Here is a 16161-nt window from a genome sequence, read left to right on the forward strand (position 1 = left end):
CTATCCGAGGTTCAGATCGAACCTGCCGTCAATTAAGACAAGCCCGCGCATTATACGCAAATATCAGACTGAAGCAAGTGTCGCGTAGATATTAATCACTTCGCCCGTAATGCGAACAGGGTTCCGGGATTTTCTGTTGTGAAAGAAACACAGCGGATTTACTGGAAAGCGTCCCTCAATACTCATAGTAGCGCCTTGCTCCCTTATCAACCTTCTTTAAAGTAGCGCTATGGTTGATGGAGGATGACATGATATCTGCTGCCCTACCCTTTCTGCTGCTGTATACCGCATTGTCTTTGACTTTGAGTTTCTGCGATATGCGCAGCGGACGACTGCCGGACCGGTTTACCTGCCCGTTGCTGTGGGGCGGATTGATCTTTCACCTGTGCATCATCCCGACACAACTTGCCGATGCCGTATGGGGCGCCGTCGCGGGTTACGCCAGCTTTGCCTTTATCTACTGGGGTTATCGGCTGGTTCGTAAGCAAGAAGGGCTCGGCTATGGTGATGTGAAATTCCTTGCCGCGCTGGGTGCCTGGCATGGGTGGATGCCTTTGCCTTTTTTAATCTTTTGGGCGGCGCTGCTGGCGTGTTTCGGTATTGTGGCTGTGGGGATAGTTCATGGAAAATCGGCATTAAAAAACCCGCTGCCTTTTGGGCCATTTCTGGCAGCTGCGGGTTTCATTACCGGATATTACCATTTCACCTCAGGGGCGATTAGCTGGTCACTTTAATTTGCGACTGCAGGTAATTTTGCAGACCAATTTTCGAGATGAGATCCAGTTCTGTCTCCAGCCAGTCGATATGTCCTTCTTCATCCGCAAGGATTTCGATCATCATATCCCGGCTGACATAATCATGAACGGTATCGGCATAGGCGATAGCTTCACGTAAGTTTTTCGCCCCTTCGAGCTCTAACCGGAGATCGGACTGCAGCATCTCTTCGACATCTTCGCCAATCCCCAATTTGCCGAGATCCTGTAGGTTCGGGATCCCTTCCAGAAACAAAATACGCTCAATATATTTATCCGCGTGTTTCATTTCATCGATGGATTCATGGTACTCGACATCATTGAGGCGAGTCAGGCCCCAGTTTTTGAACATACGTGCATGGAGAAAATACTGGTTGATCGCGACAAGCTCATTTCCCAATAGTTTATTGAGATAATTTATGATTTTAACATCACCTTTCATTTTATAGTCCCTCCGCTTCCACTCTCCAGAGCATAGATGGGGCTACAGGGATGTCAAAAAAAAGAGTGTGACTCAGGCGATCTCTTTAAATTCTGGCATTTGCATTAATTCATCCTGCATGACTTCGCGTGCCGCACGAACGCATTTACCGCATTGATTTCCCACAGGAATAAACTTGCGTAACTGCTGGAAGGATTGAGGATGAAACTGACGTACCGCCTGGCGAATTTTTTTATCACTTACACCATTACACAAACAAACGTACATGATCGCTCCCGTTCAATTTCTGCGCAAAGTGTAAATGAGAATAGTTATGATTACAATAGCACAATTCTCTCTACGTAACGGGAGTGGAGTTAAAATTGCGAAGAAATATGACAAGCCAAATAACGGGCAGCAAAAAGGGCGCCGAAGCGCCCTTTTTTAGTGCAGAACTAATGAGTAATTATTAGCTCATTACTTTAGCAACAACGCCCGCACCTACAGTACGGCCGCCTTCACGGATTGCGAAACGCAGACCGTCGTCCATCGCGATCGGGTGGATCAGGGTAACAACCATTTTGATGTTGTCGCCCGGCATTACCATCTCAACGCCTTCCGGCAGTTCGATGGTGCCAGTCACGTCAGTAGTACGGAAGTAGAACTGCGGACGGTAGCCTTTGAAGAACGGAGTATGACGGCCGCCTTCGTCTTTGGACAGGATGTACACTTCAGATTCGAATTTGGTGTGCGGCTTGATAGAACCCGGCTTAGCCAGTACCTGACCACGTTCGATTTCTTCACGTTTGATACCACGCAGCAGAACACCAACGTTCTCACCCGCACGGCCTTCGTCCAGCAGTTTGCGGAACATTTCAACGCCAGTACAGGTAGACTTAGCAGTCTCTTTGATACCAACGATTTCAACTTCTTCGCCAACTTTGATGATACCGCGTTCTACACGACCGGTAACAACGGTACCACGACCGGAGATGGAGAATACGTCTTCGATCGGCAGCAGGAACGGCTTGTCAATCGCACGCTCTGGTTCCGGAATGTAAGAATCCAGGAAGCCAGCCAGTTCGATGATTTTCGCTTCCCACTCTGCTTCGCCTTCCAGCGCTTTCAGAGCAGAACCACGAACGATCGGCGTGTCGTCGCCCGGGAAATCGTACTGAGACAGAAGTTCACGAACTTCCATTTCTACCAGTTCCAGCAGCTCTTCGTCATCAACCATGTCGCATTTGTTCAGGAACACGATGATGTACGGAACGCCTACCTGACGACCCAGCAGGATGTGCTCACGAGTCTGCGGCATCGGGCCGTCAGTCGCAGCAACAACCAGGATCGCGCCGTCCATCTGCGCAGCACCGGTGATCATGTTTTTAACATAGTCGGCGTGACCCGGGCAGTCTACGTGTGCGTAGTGGCGAGTCGGGGTGTCATATTCAACGTGAGAAGTGTTGATGGTGATACCACGAGCTTTTTCTTCCGGCGCGTTATCGATCTGGTCGAATGCACGAGCAGCACCGCCGTAGGTTTTAGCCAGTACGGTAGTGATTGCAGCAGTCAGGGTAGTTTTACCGTGGTCAACGTGGCCGATGGTGCCGACGTTAACGTGCGGTTTTGTACGTTCAAATTTTTCTTTAGACACGGCTATATTCCTTACTATAGCGCTCTCCCCTTGTGGAGAGAGCACGGGACTTAGGTTTTAATCCTGTGGATTATTTACCACGGGCTTCGATTACGGCCTGAGCAACGTTGTTCGGTGCATCATCATACTTCAGGAATTCCATAGTGTACGATGCGCGACCTTTGGTCAGAGAACGCAGCTGAGTTGCATATCCGAACATTTCAGACAGCGGAACTTCAGCGTGGATCTTAACGCCAGTGACTTCGGATTCCTGACCGCGCAGCATACCGCGACGACGGCTCAAGTCACCGATAACATCACCGGTGTTTTCTTCCGGCGTTTCTACCTCAACCTTCATGATTGGCTCAAGCAGAACTGGTTTAGCTTTCTTAAAGCCTTCTTTAAAGGCAATAGACGCAGCCAGTTTAAACGCCAGTTCAGAGGAGTCAACGTCATGGTAAGAACCGAAGTGCAGACGAACACCCATATCAACAACCGGGTAACCTGCCAGCGGGCCGGCTTTCAGCTGCTCCTGGATACCTTTATCAACGGCAGGGATGTATTCGCCAGGGATTACACCACCTTTAATGTCGTTGACGAACTCGTAGCCTTTCGGGTTAGAACCCGGCTCCAGCGGGTACATGTCGATAACAACATGACCATACTGACCGCGACCACCAGACTGCTTGGCGTGTTTACCTTCGATATCGGTAACTTTCGCACGAATCGCTTCGCGGTAAGCAACCTGAGGTTTACCGACGTTCGCTTCAACGTTGAATTCACGCTTCATACGGTCAACGATGATGTCGAGGTGCAGTTCACCCATACCGGCGATAATGGTCTGGTTAGATTCTTCGTCAGTCCATACGCGGAATGACGGGTCTTCTTTAGCCAGACGGCCCAGAGCCAGACCCATTTTTTCCTGGTCAGCTTTGGTTTTCGGTTCTACGGCGATGGAGATTACCGGCTCAGGGAATTCCATACGCTCCAGAATGATCGGCGCATCCGGGTCACACAGGGTGTCACCAGTGGTTACGTCTTTCAGACCGATCGCAGCAGCGATGTCGCCCGCACGAACTTCTTTGATCTCTTCACGTTTGTTAGCGTGCATCTGAACGATACGACCGAAACGCTCACGTGCAGATTTCACAGAGTTCAGTACGGTATCACCAGAGTTAACCACACCGGAGTACACACGGAAGAAGGTCAGGTTACCCACGAACGGGTCGGTAGCGATTTTGAATGCCAGTGCAGAGAAAGGCTCGTCGTCGCTAGCGTGACGCTCAGCAGGCGTATCTTTACCGTCGTCCAGGATACCGTTGATCGCAGGTACGTCAACCGGGGATGGCAGGTAATCAATTACCGCATCCAGCATCGCCTGAACACCTTTGTTCTTAAATGCAGAACCACAGGTTACCAGGATGATTTCGTTGTTCAGAACGCGCTGACGCAGAGCTTTTTTGATCTCTTCTTCAGTCAGTTCTTCACCACCCAGGTATTTCTCCATCAGCTCTTCAGAAGCTTCCGCAGCGGACTCGATCAGGTTCTGGTGCCATTCTTCAGCCAGTTCCTGCATGTCAGCCGGGATATCTTCGTAAGTGAAGGTAACGCCTGCATCTGCTTCGTTCCAGTTGATGGCTTTCATTTTCACCAGGTCAACAACACCGGTGAACGCTTCTTCAGCGCCAATCGCCAGCTGCAGCGGAACAGGGTTCGCGCCCAGACGGGTTTTGATCTGACCAACAACTTTCAGGAAGTTCGCACCCATACGGTCCATTTTGTTAACGAACGCAATGCGCGGAACTTTATATTTGTTTGCCTGACGCCATACGGTTTCAGACTGCGGCTGAACACCACCAACTGCGCAGTAAACCATTACCGCACCATCAAGAACACGCATGGAACGTTCTACTTCGATAGTGAAGTCAACGTGCCCCGGGGTGTCGATGATGTTTACGCGATGCGGTTCATACTGCTTAGCCATACCAGACCAGAATGCAGTAGTCGCTGCGGAAGTGATAGTAATACCACGTTCCTGCTCCTGCTCCATCCAGTCCATGGTGGCTGCGCCGTCATGAACTTCACCGATTTTATGGTTTACACCGGTGTAGAACAGAATACGTTCGGTAGTAGTGGTTTTACCGGCGTCGATGTGCGCACTGATACCGATGTTACGGTAGCGTGCGATGGGTGTTGTACGAGCCATTTGATTCCTCGTTTATCTTTTAGGCGTTCAATTTAAGTAGCCCAAAGCGGGCTGCTTACTGGAAGCGCCCGCCTGGTGACTAAAACTCCGAAGGGATTACCAACGGTAGTGTGCGAACGCCTTGTTGGCTTCTGCCATACGGTGAACGTCTTCACGTTTCTTAACTGCAGTACCTTTGTTGTCTGCAGCATCAGAAAGTTCGTTCGCCAGGCGCAGAGCCATGGATTTATCACCGCGTTTACGAGCAGCTTCAACGATCCAACGCATTGCCAGAGCATTACGACGAACCGGACGGACTTCAACTGGTACCTGATAAGTAGAACCACCAACGCGGCGAGACTTAACTTCGACAGTCGGGCGCACGTTTTCGAGGGCTACTTCGAAAGCTTCCAGTTCAGATTTACCAGAACGCTGAGCCAGGGTCTCCAGCGCGCTGTATACGATTGTTTCGGCAGTAGATTTTTTACCATCTACCATCAGGATATTTACAAATTTAGCCAGCAGTTCTGATCCGAACTTCGGATCCGGCAGAATTTTACGCTGACCAATGACGCGACGACGTGGCATGGAAATACTCCGTTGTTAATTCAGGATTGTCCAAAACTCTACGAGTTTAGTTTGACATTTAAGTTAAAACGTTTGGCCTTACTTAACGGAGAACCATTAAGCCTTAGGACGCTTCACGCCATACTTGGAGCGAGCTTGCTTACGGTCTTTAACGCCGGAGCAGTCAAGCGCACCGCGTACGGTGTGGTAACGAACACCCGGGAGGTCTTTAACACGACCGCCACGGATCAGGATCACGGAGTGCTCCTGCAGGTTGTGACCTTCACCACCGATGTAGGAAGTCACTTCGAAACCGTTAGTCAGACGAACACGGCATACTTTACGCAGTGCGGAGTTCGGTTTTTTAGGAGTGGTAGTATATACACGAGTACATACACCACGTTTTTGCGGGCATGCTTCCAGCGCAGGCACGTTGCTTTTTGCAACTTTGCGAGCGCGTGGTTTGCGTACCAGCTGGTTAACTGTTGCCATTAAATAGCTCCTGGTTTTAGCTTTTGCTTCGTAAACACGTAATAAAACGACCTCATACAATATGAGGACGCCGAATTTTAGGGCGGTGTCGAAAAGGTGTCAAGAAATATACAACGATCACACAATCACCAGGCCATCTGGCTGGCGTGCTTAACCGTAAGTCTGACGAAGTCAGTATAGTCAACCCTGACGACACTGTCTGAAATTTGACCACCCAAACCACGAGCGTCAATGTCTTCTTTCAGTGCATATACCGTTATGGGGATGTTTTGCAGGCTTTCAAGGAAGCGGCTGCCTTCTACTGCAGCGGTAATACCATCCTGGAGCAACAAAAGTTCATCGCCTTCTGCGAGCAGACGCAGGATTGCAGAGAAATCAGAGAGCCACGCGGAGCGGTGTAAAGTATGCAGCATGAAAACCTCAGAATCTCAGGATGACATCGTAGTTGCCCAGCTCGCGACGCAGCGCGTCTGGCTCCAGCGGCGTCGCCTCGACGACAAAACTGGCCCCTTCTTCGAGTCCACGCTCGCGCAGCGAGGCGGCGCATAACCAGCACTGTTCGATATCGTACAGCCCCAGCAGTTTGAAGGTCGCAATATAGTCGCGAGCCAGAATGACATCCGGCTTTTGTCCCTGAAGGATCTGAAAGACGCCATCGCCTATAAAGAAGACGCCGATCTCTTCAGTTAGCGCCGACGTCGCCAACAGCGCGTCCAGCCCTTCACGACCCGATGCGCTACCGTGCGGCATTGTGGAAAAGACAAAGGCAATACGTTTCATCAGAACTGTACCACGCGATCGCAGGTCAGTGAGGCTTGTGCCAGCGCGCCCAGCCCGCTGAGGGTAAAACCCGGCTGCAGATTGGCGGACGCCAGCCCCAGTCTGCCCGCTTCTGTTTCATCGACCACACCGCGGCGCAACGCCGCCGCCACACAAATGTTCAGCTCAACGCCATGTTGTGTATTCATTTGTTGCCAGGCCCGGACCAGATCAAATTCATCACTGGCCGGAGAGGTCAACTGGTTGGCGTTATACACCCCTTCCCGATAGAAAAAGACGCTGCTTAACGTATGGCCTTCTTCAATCAGCGCCTGAGCAAACTGCAATGCGCTGCTCGCCTGCTGGGTACCATACGCCGGACCGGTAACCACAATGGCAAAACGCATTACTTATCTTGCCCCTGGAAGTCGCCGCTCTTGAACTGGCGAATATAGAGGTACACGGTGTGCTTGGAGATGTTCAGACGATCGGCAACCTGGTTGATGGCGTCCTTAATATCGAAGATGCCTTTCTCATAGAGATTCAGGACGATCTGGCGGTTCTTGGCATTATTGGAGACATTACGATCGGCGTTCACCTCTTCAATGGTGAACTCCAGCGTCTGCGTCACCAGATCTTCCACGGAAGAGGCGAAGTTAACAGACGATCCCACTTCCGGGGTCTCCGGGGGAATAAAGGTATTCATGATCTGCGAGAACGGGACATCAAGGTTCATGTTAATGCACAGCAGACCAATCACGCGATGCTCGCGATTGCGAATGGCAATCGTCACTGACTTCATCAGAACGCCGCTTTTCGCACGGGTAAAGTAGCATTTGGAAACGCTGCTATCTGCACCGGTCATATCGTGCAGCATCCGTAACGCAAGGTCAGTAATCGGCGAACCGATTTTGCGTCCCGTATGTTCGCCGTTGGCAATGCGAATGGCGGAACATTTCAAATCCTGCAAAGAGTGCAATACGATTTCACAGTGGGAACCAATGAGCATCGCTAACCCGTCCACCACCGCTTCGTAGGATTTCAGAATATCAAAGTCGGTTTGATCGAAAGGACGTTGATCCAGTAAATCAAGCTCACTGGTTTCGTTGGTTAATAGCGACCTGGACATGAAAAAAAACACTCCTTTTCAGGAGCCTGTCGTTATGTTTTCAGGGCAGGCTCATTAATTTTGTGGATGATTAAATTAATACAGTGGTGGTTCCACTTTCCACTATTAATTATATCCGGCCTGCACAAAAAAAACCGCCGCTCTGTTCGGCGGCGGTTCTCAGTTTTTATTTTTTAGCGGCATCTGCTGCTTTTGCATCAGCTTCTGCTGCTGCTTCTGGCTTGTCATCCGCCTTCGGTGCTGGCTTGATATCCAGCAGTTCTACGTCGAATACCAGCGTGGAGTTAGCCGGGATCCCCGGAACGCCGGTTTTGCCGTAAGCCAGCTCCGGTGGGATGACCAGCTGAATCTTCCCGCCTTTCTTAATGTTCTTCAGACCTTCAGTCCAGCCAGGGATAACACCATCCAGACGGAAAGAGAGCGGTTCGCCACGGGTGTAGGAGTTATCAAACTCTTTACCGTCGATCAGCGTACCTTTGTAGTTCACCACCACAGTGTCGCTGTCTTTCGGCGCTTCGCCGGTACCGGCTTTCTCAACTTTGTAGAGCAGGCCAGTCGAAGAGGTCTTCACATCTTTCTCTTTCGCAAACTTGGTGCGGAACGCTTTTCCTTTGGCTTCGTTGTCAGCCGCGTCTTTTTCCATCTTCGCCTGAGCGGAAGCTTTCACGCGTGCTTCAAAAGCCTGCAGAGTCTGCTCGATTTCCTGGTCAGACAGTTTGCTCTTATCAGCAAACGCATCCTGAACGCCGGCGATCAACTGGTCTTTGTCCAGTTTGATGCCCAGTTTTTCCTGTTCTTTCAGGGAGTTTTCCATATAGCGGCCCAGCGATGCGCCCAGTGCATAAGCCGATTTCTGGTCGTCATTTTTGAACGCAGCTTTGCTGTCAGCGGCGGCGGCCGGTTTTGCGGCGTCCGCTGCGAAGGTGATCGGGGCGTGCAGAGCAACGGCCATCGTGGTCGCCAGCAGAGTGACTTTAAACAGTGATTTCATCCATATCTCCAGGGCCGGGGCATCTCACCCCATGGTTAACTTTACTATGAGAAGCGTACTATAAAGCGTTGTCGAACAAATCAACATACGGACATGCCTGATTATCGCTACTTTTGAGACTCTTTTTGTTTAAATTAGTTTCGATAAGACTGAATCAGGGCTGTGTATTCAGACAAAGTTAAGTAGAATCCGCCGCGACCAGAGACAATCGATGAGGTGAATCATGCAGGATACAACGATGGAAACCCGGCTGGCCGAGCTGGAAAGTCGGCTGGCTTTTCAGGAAATCACCATTGAAGAGCTCAACGTAACGGTAACCGCTCACGAGATGGAAATGGCCAAATTGCGCGATCATCTGCGACTGCTGACGGAAAAGCTCAAGGCGAGCCAGCCTTCCCACATCGCCTCCCAGGCCGAGGAGACGCCGCCGCCTCATTATTGAGACGTAAAAAAAGCGGGTAAACCCGCTTTTTTTGTATCCGACGGCACCAACGCTTATCGGACAGTCTCATAAATACCCAAAGGATTTCGAGTCACAGCAAGGCGGCAAGCTTGAGCAAGCCCCGGGAGCATAGAAAGCTATGTGACCGGGGTTCGAAAGCGCAACCAACGCTGCTGTGGCTTGAAAGACAACGGGTATTAGTGGCAACCGCAGCCACCGTTGCCTTTACCACCGCCACCGCAGCAGCCTTCGCCGCCGTGCTCGTGACCGTGGTCATGGCCGTGACCGCCGCAGCAGCCGTCGTGATCGTGGTCATGGTCGTGACCGTGCGCACCGTGAACGTGGCCATGAGCCAGTTCTTCTTCGGTCGCTTCGCGGATCGCCACAACTTCAACGTTGAACTTCAGATTCTGACCCGCCAGCATGTGGTTGCCGTCAACCACAACGTGGTCGTCTTCCACTTCGGTAATTTCTACCGGTACCGGACCCTGGTCAGTTTCAGCCAGGAAACGCATACCAACCTGCAGCTCGTCAACGCCCATGAAGACGTCTTTAGGAACGCGCTGCACCAGGTTTTCATCATACTGACCGTAAGCGTCGTTCGCGCCTACCGCAACATCGAATTTGTCGCCAACATCATGACCTTCCAGCGCTGTTTCCAGGCCAGAGATCAGGGAACCGTGACCATGCAGGTAGTCCAGCGGCGCACTCACCGGAGACTCATCAACCAACACACCGTCTTCTGTACGTACCTGATAGGCCAGGCTGACCACCAGGTCTTTTGCTACTTTCATGATATCTCCTGAGCGTGGGAAAATTGCTGGCGCAGATTGTAGCGGAAATCTGCACCTGTGTACCCCTTAGCTTAAAAAATCTCGGGCCATATCGCTAGTCTGGATGAAATATCCCGATCACTTGCTCTTCTTTGCGAACGTGGTCGCGGGCTTCTTTATCCGCTTCCCGCATCTGATGCCCGCACTTAACACATTCAACAATATCAATATTATTCTCGCGCCACATCGCCAGAGAATCCTGCGCCTGGCAGGAAGGGCATTTCGCCCCTGCAATAAAACGTTTACGGATTGCCATACTTATCCTCTATTCGAATTCATCCCAGCCATCCAGTTGGCGTCGTTCTTGTTGCATCTCGCGCTGGAAAATCTCCTCCAGTTCCCGTCTGGCTTCTCTGGCGCGAGAGATTTGTACCGTATCGGCATGCATCGGGATGAGTTCCCTCAGCATCCGCATATCCAGCCGGCGGAAATGCAGTTGCGCCCGCTGCGCCTGATGAGGATGCATTCCCAACGACACCAGCGTTTTGCGTCCCAACTCCAGCGCACTGGAAAAGGTCTCACGGGAAAACTGCGCGACCCCCGCCTGTAATAACTCATGCGCTTCGACGCGTCCGCGCGCTCGCGCAAGAATATGCAAATGCGGGAAATGCTGCTGGCAGATCTCCACCAGTTTCATCGTATCTTCCGGTTCATTACAGGTAATGACGATAGATTCTGCCGCCTCTGCGCCCGCGGAACGCAGCAGATCTACCTGCGTGGCATCGCCGTAATAGACCTTATAGCCATATTTACGCATCAGGTTCACCGCGCTGATGTCCCGCTCCAGCACGGTGATGCGCATCTTATTCGCCATCAGCAAACGGCCGATAACCTGACCAAAACGGCCAAAGCCCACCACGATGACCTGCGGCTTATCATCCTCAACCCACGGCATTTCATCTTCTTCATCCGGGCCGTTAAGCTGGCGGGACAGCCATTTATCGATAAGCTTCATCAGCATCGGCGTGGTCATCATCGACAGCGTGACGGTCACCAGCAAAAGCGCCATCTGATCGCCCTGAAACAACCGCTGCGACGACGCAGTCGAGAACAGCACAAAAGCGAACTCTCCGCCCTGGCTCAACACGCCAGCAAACTGCATTCTTTCAGAACTGCGCAGGCCGTACAGTCGCGCCAGCAGATAAAGCACCAACGTTTTGACCGCCACCAGCACCACCACGCTTGCCACAACCCACAGCAAGTGGGTATACAGCACGCCCAGATTGAGTGACATCCCGACAGAAATAAAGAAGAGCCCCAGCAGCAGTCCTTTAAACGGATCGATCGCGGTTTCCAGCTCGTGCCGGTATTCACTTTCCGCTAACAGCACCCCGGCGATAAACGTGCCGAGCGCCATCGACAGCCCCAGCGCATCCATAAACAGTGCCGATCCCAGCACCAGCAGCAGCGTGGCGGCGGTAAACACTTCGCGCACGCCGGAGGCGGCAATAAAGCGAAACACCGGACGCAGCAGATAGCGTCCGCCAATCAGCATGCCAGCAAACGCCAGCACCTTCATGCCGATCTTCATCCAGTCAAAGTCTTCATCGGCCGAACCGGCTAACAGCGGCACCAGCGCGAGCGCCGGGATCACCGCCAGATCCTGGAACAGCAAAACCGAAAAGCCCAGTTGTCCGGATTCGCTGCGATTCATCCCTTTTTCGCGCATCAACTGTAGCGCCATCGCGGTTGACGACATCGCGAGCCCTATCCCGCCGACAACTGCCGCCTGCCATGAGAAATCGGTCAACATCAACAGTCCGGCCAACAGCGCCGCACTCAGCAGAACCTGTGCCGCCCCGACGCCAAAGATAGAACGCCGGAGCTGCCAGAGCTTCGACGGGTTCAGCTCCAGCCCGATGATAAACATCAGAAACACGACGCCGAGTTCAGAGAAGTGGAGAATCTCATCCACGTCGCTGATGAACCCCAGCCCCCACGGGCCAATGGCAATTCCCGCAAGCAAATAGCCCAACACGGCGCCAATACCCAGCCGCGATGCCAAAGGCACCGCAGCCACCGCCGCGAAGAGAAACAGCACTCCCGCAGTCAATAAATCGGAACCTTCCATCAGCGGCCTCCCACAGGAACAGGATGGGCAAGCCAGTCGCCATACGCTTTTGCATGGCTTTCCAGCTCCTGCGCGCTTTGTCGTCTGGCCCAGTAGATAATAATGGGACTCAGCCAGTGCATCCGGCACATCCCTGCCGTCAGTTCGAATGGCCGCAGTACATCGCTCATCGGGTAGCGGTTCAACGCGTCATAGCGATAGGCGCTCTCCGGTTCACCCGTTGTGATCACGCTCCGCCAGTACTTTCCCGCCAACTGATTTCCCCCGGGGCCGCTGGCAAAGCCACGGCTCAATACGCGGTCCAGCCACTCTTTCAGCAACGCCGGACAGCTATAGGTGTACAGCGGGTGCTGAAACACGATCACGTCATGCTCACGCAGTAGCGCCTGCTCATGCGGGATATCGATAAAAAAATCAGGATAGTGTGCGTAGAGATCGTGCACCGTAACGTTGCTGAGCTGCGTGGCCGGCTTAAGCAGTACCCGGTTAGCCACCGAGTCCTGAGATTCCGGATGGGCATACAGCAGCAAGACCTTTGCTGGCTGAGACATCATCCCCCTCCCGGTTTGTTTCTGTTTTTGTGTATAGTCGTCGTTTTGGGCTACCATTGCGGCCCGGTGCGGAAAATGGCCCACACCTTACATTATCATAATGATAAATTAACATAGTCTGAACATACGGCGCCTTATGATTGTTTTCTCCTCGTTACAAATTCGTCGCGGCGTGCGCGTCTTACTGGACAATGCCACTGCCACCATTAATCCGGGCCAGAAAGTGGGTCTGGTGGGTAAGAACGGCTGCGGGAAATCTACCCTGCTGGCATTGCTGAAAAATGAAATCAGCGCAGATGCCGGCGGTTTTACCTTTCCCGGTAGCTGGCAGTTGGCGTGGGTGAATCAGGAAACACCAGCCCTGCCCCAGCCCGCGCTGGAATATGTCATTGACGGCGACCGCGAATATCGTCAACTGGAAGCCCAGTTGCATGACGCTAACGAACGTAACGATGGACACGCCATTGCCACCGTCCACGGCAAGCTGGATGCCATCGACGCCTGGACCGTACGCTCCCGCGCTGCCAGCCTGTTGCATGGTCTCGGTTTTTCTAATGAACAACTGGAACGTCCGGTCAGCGACTTTTCCGGCGGCTGGCGTATGCGTCTCAACCTGGCCCAGGCGCTGATTTGTCGCTCCGATCTCCTCCTGCTCGATGAACCGACCAACCACCTCGATCTGGATGCGGTTATCTGGCTGGAAAAATGGCTGAAGAGCTATCAGGGCACTCTGATTCTGATCTCTCACGACCGTGACTTCCTCGACCCGGTAGTAGATAAAATCATTCATATCGAACAGCAAACGATGTTCGAGTACACCGGCAACTACAGCGCGTTTGAAATTCAGCGCGCCACGCGTCTGGCCCAACAGCAGGCAATGTATGAAAGCCAGCAGGAGCGCGTGGCGCATCTGCAAAGCTATATCGATCGCTTCCGCGCCAAAGCCACGAAAGCAAAGCAGGCGCAGAGCCGTATCAAGATGCTGGAACGCATGGAGCTGATTGCCCCGGCGCATGTCGATAACCCATTCCATTTCAGTTTCCGCGCGCCGGAGAGCCTGCCGAATCCGCTGCTGAAAATGGAGAAAGTGAGTGCCGGTTATGGCGAACGCATCATCCTGGACTCCATCAAACTGAACCTGGTGCCGGGATCGCGTATTGGTCTGCTGGGACGTAACGGCGCCGGTAAATCCACGCTCATCAAACTGTTGGCGGGTGAGCTGTCCCCTGTCAGCGGTGAAATCGGACTGGCGAAAGGCATCAAGCTCGGTTACTTCGCCCAGCACCAGCTCGAGTATTTGCGGGCGGATGAGTCTCCGTTACAGCATCTGGCGCGACTGGCGCCACAAGAGCTGGAACAGAAGCTACGCGACTACCTGGGTGGCTTCGGCTTCCAGGGCGATAAAGTCAGCGAAGAGACGCGTCGTTTCTCCGGCGGCGAAAAAGCGCGACTGGTGCTGGCGCTGATCGTCTGGCAGCGCCCGAACCTGCTGCTGCTCGATGAACCGACTAACCACCTTGATCTCGACATGCGTCAGGCATTAACCGAAGCGCTGATTGAATTTGAAGGCGCGCTGGTGGTGGTTTCGCACGACCGCCATTTGCTGCGATCCACAACCGACGACCTGTACCTGGTGCATGACCGCAAGGTCGAGCCGTTCGATGGCGATCTGGAAGATTATCAGCAGTGGCTGAGCGATGTGCAGAAGCAGGAAAGCCAGTCTGACGAGGCACCAAAAGAGAACATCAACAGCGCGCAAGCGCGTAAAGATCAGAAGCGTCGAGAAGCCGAACTGCGGACGCAAACCCAACCGCTGCGTAAAGAGATCGCCCGTCTGGAAAAAGAGATGGAGACGCTGAACGCACAGTTGGCGCAGGCGGAAGAGAAGCTGGGCGACAGCGAACTTTACGACCAGAGCCGCAAAGCCGAGCTGACGGAGTGTCTGCAACAGCAAGCCAGCGCTAAAGCCGGGCTGGAGGCGTGCGAAATGGCCTGGCTGTACGCCCAGGAACAGCTCGAGCAGATGCTGAGCGAGTAACGGTGATGACACACGTAATCCTTCACGACCCTGAAATGCCAAACGGCAGCAGTGACGAATTTCGCCCGATGCGCGGTATCAGTAACTGCCACCTACAGACTATGTTGCCGCGTTTGATCCGCCGAAAGGTGAATTTTGACGCCCACTGGCAGCGTCTGGAATTGCCCGACGGCGACTTTGTCGATCTGGCATGGAGTGAAGATCCCCATCAGGCGAAGCACAAGCCGCGCCTGGTGGTCTTTCATGGTCTGGAAGGCAGCCTGAACAGTCCGTACGCGCATGGCCTGATCGAGGCGGCAAAGAACCGTGGCTGGCTTGGCGTGGTGATGCACTTTCGCGGTTGCAGCGGCGAACCGAATCGCCTGAACCGCATTTATCACTCCGGTGAAACCGAAGACGGAACCTGGTTCTTAGGCTGGTTGCAGCGGGAATTTGGCCATGCGCCGACGGCCGCCGTAGGCTACTCGCTCGGCGGAAATGTGCTGGCGTGCCTGCTGGCTAAAGAAGGGAAAAACATCCCGCTTGATGCGGCGGTCATTGTCTCAGCTCCTTTTGTACTGGAAGCCTGTAGCTACCATATGGATAAAGGCTTTTCCCGTGTTTATCAGCGCTATCTGCTCAACCTGCTGAAGGCTAACGCGTCGCGCAAGCTGGCGGCCTATCCGGGCTCGTTGCCGGTGAGTCTGGCGCAGTTGAAATCCCTGCGCCGGATCCGCGAGTTTGACGATCTGATCACCGCTAAAATCCACGGCTTCGCCGACGCTATCGACTACTATCGTCAGTGCAGTGCAATGCCCTTACTCAGCGACATCGCCATTCCGACGCTGATCATCCACGCGAAAGACGACCCGTTTATGGATCATCATGTGATCCCCAAAGCGGAAGATTTGCCGCCGCAGGTGGAATATCAGTTAACCGAACATGGCGGGCACGTTGGATTCATCGGCGGGACGCTACGTCGGCCAGAAATGTGGCTGGAATCGCGTATCCCTGGCTGGCTGACACCGTATCTGGAGGCCTAATCATGCAGATCCCCTGGCAGGACCTTTCCCCCGAGACGCTGGACAATCTGATCGAAAGCTTTGTGTTGCGCGAAGGTACCGATTATGGTGAACATGAACGTACCCTTGAGCAAAAAGTCGCCGACGTCAAACGCCAGTTACAGTGTGGAGAAGCGGTGCTGGTGTGGTCTGAGTTGCACGAAACCGTCAACATCATGCCGCGCAAGCAATTTCGCGAATAACCCGCACGCTATCGGCCGACTATAATAAAAAATCAATTTATTGATGGAGTTAAC

At 53.0% G+C, this 16161-nt stretch carries 20 protein-coding genes; 5 read left to right on the top strand and 15 right to left on the bottom strand.

Features of this window, described 5'->3' with window-relative positions; translation table 11 throughout:
* Window positions 1–248: 248 nt before the first annotated feature.
* Window positions 249–734 carry a prepilin peptidase gene (locus WM46_RS17555; protein WP_410374614.1) on the top strand — a complete coding sequence of 162 codons (486 nt, stop codon included), beginning with the start codon at window positions 249–251 and terminating at the stop codon, window positions 732–734.
* Here WM46_RS17555 and bfr read toward each other — a convergent pair.
* From bfr to fkpA, 11 genes are all read right to left on the bottom strand, one after another.
* Complete coding sequence (gene bfr, locus WM46_RS17560; RefSeq protein WP_042326254.1) at window positions 718–1194, bottom strand: bacterioferritin; 477 nt, start codon at window positions 1192–1194, stop codon at window positions 718–720. The genes WM46_RS17555 and bfr overlap by 17 nt on opposite strands.
* 72 nt (window positions 1195–1266) lie before the next feature.
* A complete protein-coding gene (gene bfd, locus WM46_RS17565) occupies window positions 1267–1461 on the bottom strand; it encodes a bacterioferritin-associated ferredoxin (protein ID WP_012135433.1) in 195 nt (64 codons plus the stop codon).
* A gap of 181 nt (window positions 1462–1642) precedes the next feature.
* Window positions 1643–2827: an elongation factor Tu gene (tuf, locus tag WM46_RS17575; protein ID WP_003031109.1), complete on the bottom strand. Its 1185-nt coding sequence runs from the start codon at window positions 2825–2827 to the stop codon at window positions 1643–1645.
* Between the two features lie 70 nt (window positions 2828–2897).
* Complete coding sequence (gene fusA / locus WM46_RS17580) at window positions 2898–5012, bottom strand: elongation factor G (protein ID WP_061076118.1); 2115 nt, start codon at window positions 5010–5012, stop codon at window positions 2898–2900.
* A 96-nt stretch (window positions 5013–5108) separates the two neighbouring features.
* Complete coding sequence (gene rpsG / locus WM46_RS17585) at window positions 5109–5579, bottom strand: 30S ribosomal protein S7 (protein WP_042322792.1); 471 nt, start codon at window positions 5577–5579, stop codon at window positions 5109–5111.
* 96 nt (window positions 5580–5675) lie between these two features.
* Window positions 5676–6050, bottom strand: a complete 375-nt coding sequence (rpsL, locus tag WM46_RS17590) for a 30S ribosomal protein S12 (RefSeq protein WP_000246815.1) — start codon at window positions 6048–6050, stop codon at window positions 5676–5678.
* Window positions 6051–6175: 125 nt separating this feature from the next.
* The gene (tusB, locus tag WM46_RS17595; RefSeq protein WP_061076117.1) at window positions 6176–6463 is read right to left on the bottom strand and encodes a sulfurtransferase complex subunit TusB; all 288 of its coding nucleotides are present in this window, start codon (window positions 6461–6463) and stop codon (window positions 6176–6178) included.
* 7 nt (window positions 6464–6470) lie between these two features.
* A complete protein-coding gene (gene tusC, locus WM46_RS17600) occupies window positions 6471–6830 on the bottom strand; it encodes a sulfurtransferase complex subunit TusC (protein ID WP_061076116.1) in 360 nt (119 codons plus the stop codon).
* Window positions 6830–7216 carry a sulfurtransferase complex subunit TusD gene (gene tusD, locus WM46_RS17605; protein ID WP_102602913.1) on the bottom strand — a complete coding sequence of 129 codons (387 nt, stop codon included), beginning with the start codon at window positions 7214–7216 and terminating at the stop codon, window positions 6830–6832. Before tusD ends, tusC begins: the two co-directional genes overlap by 1 nt.
* Window positions 7216–7938, bottom strand: a complete 723-nt coding sequence (locus WM46_RS17610) for a transcriptional regulator (protein WP_042286247.1) — start codon at window positions 7936–7938, stop codon at window positions 7216–7218. The genes tusD and WM46_RS17610 overlap by 1 nt, the downstream gene beginning before the upstream one ends.
* A gap of 166 nt (window positions 7939–8104) precedes the next feature.
* The gene (gene fkpA, locus WM46_RS17615) at window positions 8105–8929 is read right to left on the bottom strand and encodes an FKBP-type peptidyl-prolyl cis-trans isomerase (protein WP_102602914.1); all 825 of its coding nucleotides are present in this window, start codon (window positions 8927–8929) and stop codon (window positions 8105–8107) included.
* A 223-nt stretch (window positions 8930–9152) separates the two neighbouring features.
* Between fkpA and WM46_RS17620 the strand changes: the two genes are divergently transcribed.
* Window positions 9153–9371: a protein SlyX gene (locus WM46_RS17620; RefSeq protein WP_042998387.1), complete on the top strand. Its 219-nt coding sequence runs from the start codon at window positions 9153–9155 to the stop codon at window positions 9369–9371.
* Window positions 9372–9568: 197 nt separating this feature from the next.
* Here WM46_RS17620 and slyD read toward each other — a convergent pair whose 3' ends face one another.
* The 4 genes from slyD to kefG all read right to left on the bottom strand — a co-directional run bounded on the left by slyD (window position 9569) and on the right by kefG (window position 12826).
* The gene (gene slyD / locus WM46_RS17625; protein WP_042322804.1) at window positions 9569–10165 is read right to left on the bottom strand and encodes a peptidylprolyl isomerase; all 597 of its coding nucleotides are present in this window, start codon (window positions 10163–10165) and stop codon (window positions 9569–9571) included.
* Window positions 10166–10259: 94 nt separating this feature from the next.
* Window positions 10260–10460 carry a YheV family putative zinc ribbon protein gene (locus tag WM46_RS17630; protein WP_042322806.1) on the bottom strand — a complete coding sequence of 67 codons (201 nt, stop codon included), beginning with the start codon at window positions 10458–10460 and terminating at the stop codon, window positions 10260–10262.
* Between the two features lie 9 nt (window positions 10461–10469).
* Window positions 10470–12275: a glutathione-regulated potassium-efflux system protein KefB gene (kefB, locus tag WM46_RS17635; protein ID WP_061076113.1), complete on the bottom strand. Its 1806-nt coding sequence runs from the start codon at window positions 12273–12275 to the stop codon at window positions 10470–10472.
* Window positions 12275–12826: a glutathione-regulated potassium-efflux system ancillary protein KefG gene (gene kefG, locus WM46_RS17640; RefSeq protein WP_042322810.1), complete on the bottom strand. Its 552-nt coding sequence runs from the start codon at window positions 12824–12826 to the stop codon at window positions 12275–12277. The genes kefB and kefG overlap by 1 nt, the downstream gene beginning before the upstream one ends.
* A 136-nt stretch (window positions 12827–12962) precedes the next feature.
* Between kefG and WM46_RS17650 the strand changes: the two genes are divergently transcribed.
* From WM46_RS17650 to WM46_RS17660, 3 genes are read left to right on the top strand one after another with little or no spacing between them, the layout of a single operon-like run.
* Entirely contained in the window at window positions 12963–14864 is a 1902-nt protein-coding gene (locus WM46_RS17650; RefSeq protein WP_102602915.1) for an ABC transporter ATP-binding protein, read from the top strand.
* 5 nt (window positions 14865–14869) lie between these two features.
* A complete protein-coding gene (locus WM46_RS17655) occupies window positions 14870–15886 on the top strand; it encodes a hydrolase (RefSeq protein WP_225622868.1) in 1017 nt (338 codons plus the stop codon).
* A gap of 2 nt (window positions 15887–15888) precedes the next feature.
* The gene (locus WM46_RS17660; RefSeq protein WP_042998391.1) at window positions 15889–16107 is read left to right on the top strand and encodes a YheU family protein; all 219 of its coding nucleotides are present in this window, start codon (window positions 15889–15891) and stop codon (window positions 16105–16107) included.
* Window positions 16108–16161: the final 54 nt, after the last annotated feature.

Source organism: Citrobacter freundii complex sp. CFNIH2 (assembly GCF_002880615.1).
GTDB lineage: Bacteria > Pseudomonadota > Gammaproteobacteria > Enterobacterales > Enterobacteriaceae > Citrobacter_A > Citrobacter_A amalonaticus_F.

Coding starts and splice junctions, on each gene's coding strand:
- WM46_RS17555 (WP_410374614.1), top strand. CDS start 249: ATGATATCTGCTGCCCTACCCTTTCTGCTGCTGTATACCGCATTGTCT.
- bfr (WP_042326254.1), bottom strand. CDS start 1,194: ATGAAAGGTGATGTTAAAATCATAAATTATCTCAATAAACTATTGGGA.
- bfd (WP_012135433.1), bottom strand. CDS start 1,461: ATGTACGTTTGTTTGTGTAATGGTGTAAGTGATAAAAAAATTCGCCAG.
- fusA (WP_061076118.1), bottom strand. CDS start 5,012: ATGGCTCGTACAACACCCATCGCACGCTACCGTAACATCGGTATCAGT.
- rpsG (WP_042322792.1), bottom strand. CDS start 5,579: ATGCCACGTCGTCGCGTCATTGGTCAGCGTAAAATTCTGCCGGATCCG.
- rpsL (WP_000246815.1), bottom strand. CDS start 6,050: ATGGCAACAGTTAACCAGCTGGTACGCAAACCACGCGCTCGCAAAGTT.
- tusB (WP_061076117.1), bottom strand. CDS start 6,463: ATGCTGCATACTTTACACCGCTCCGCGTGGCTCTCTGATTTCTCTGCA.
- tusC (WP_061076116.1), bottom strand. CDS start 6,830: ATGAAACGTATTGCCTTTGTCTTTTCCACAATGCCGCACGGTAGCGCA.
- tusD (WP_102602913.1), bottom strand. CDS start 7,216: ATGCGTTTTGCCATTGTGGTTACCGGTCCGGCGTATGGTACCCAGCAG.
- WM46_RS17610 (WP_042286247.1), bottom strand. CDS start 7,938: ATGTCCAGGTCGCTATTAACCAACGAAACCAGTGAGCTTGATTTACTG.
- fkpA (WP_102602914.1), bottom strand. CDS start 8,929: ATGAAATCACTGTTTAAAGTCACTCTGCTGGCGACCACGATGGCCGTT.
- WM46_RS17620 (WP_042998387.1), top strand. CDS start 9,153: ATGCAGGATACAACGATGGAAACCCGGCTGGCCGAGCTGGAAAGTCGG.
- slyD (WP_042322804.1), bottom strand. CDS start 10,165: ATGAAAGTAGCAAAAGACCTGGTGGTCAGCCTGGCCTATCAGGTACGT.
- WM46_RS17630 (WP_042322806.1), bottom strand. CDS start 10,460: ATGGCAATCCGTAAACGTTTTATTGCAGGGGCGAAATGCCCTTCCTGC.
- kefB (WP_061076113.1), bottom strand. CDS start 12,275: ATGGAAGGTTCCGATTTATTGACTGCGGGAGTGCTGTTTCTCTTCGCG.
- kefG (WP_042322810.1), bottom strand. CDS start 12,826: ATGTCTCAGCCAGCAAAGGTCTTGCTGCTGTATGCCCATCCGGAATCT.
- WM46_RS17650 (WP_102602915.1), top strand. CDS start 12,963: ATGATTGTTTTCTCCTCGTTACAAATTCGTCGCGGCGTGCGCGTCTTA.
- WM46_RS17655 (WP_225622868.1), top strand. CDS start 14,870: ATGACACACGTAATCCTTCACGACCCTGAAATGCCAAACGGCAGCAGT.
- WM46_RS17660 (WP_042998391.1), top strand. CDS start 15,889: ATGCAGATCCCCTGGCAGGACCTTTCCCCCGAGACGCTGGACAATCTG.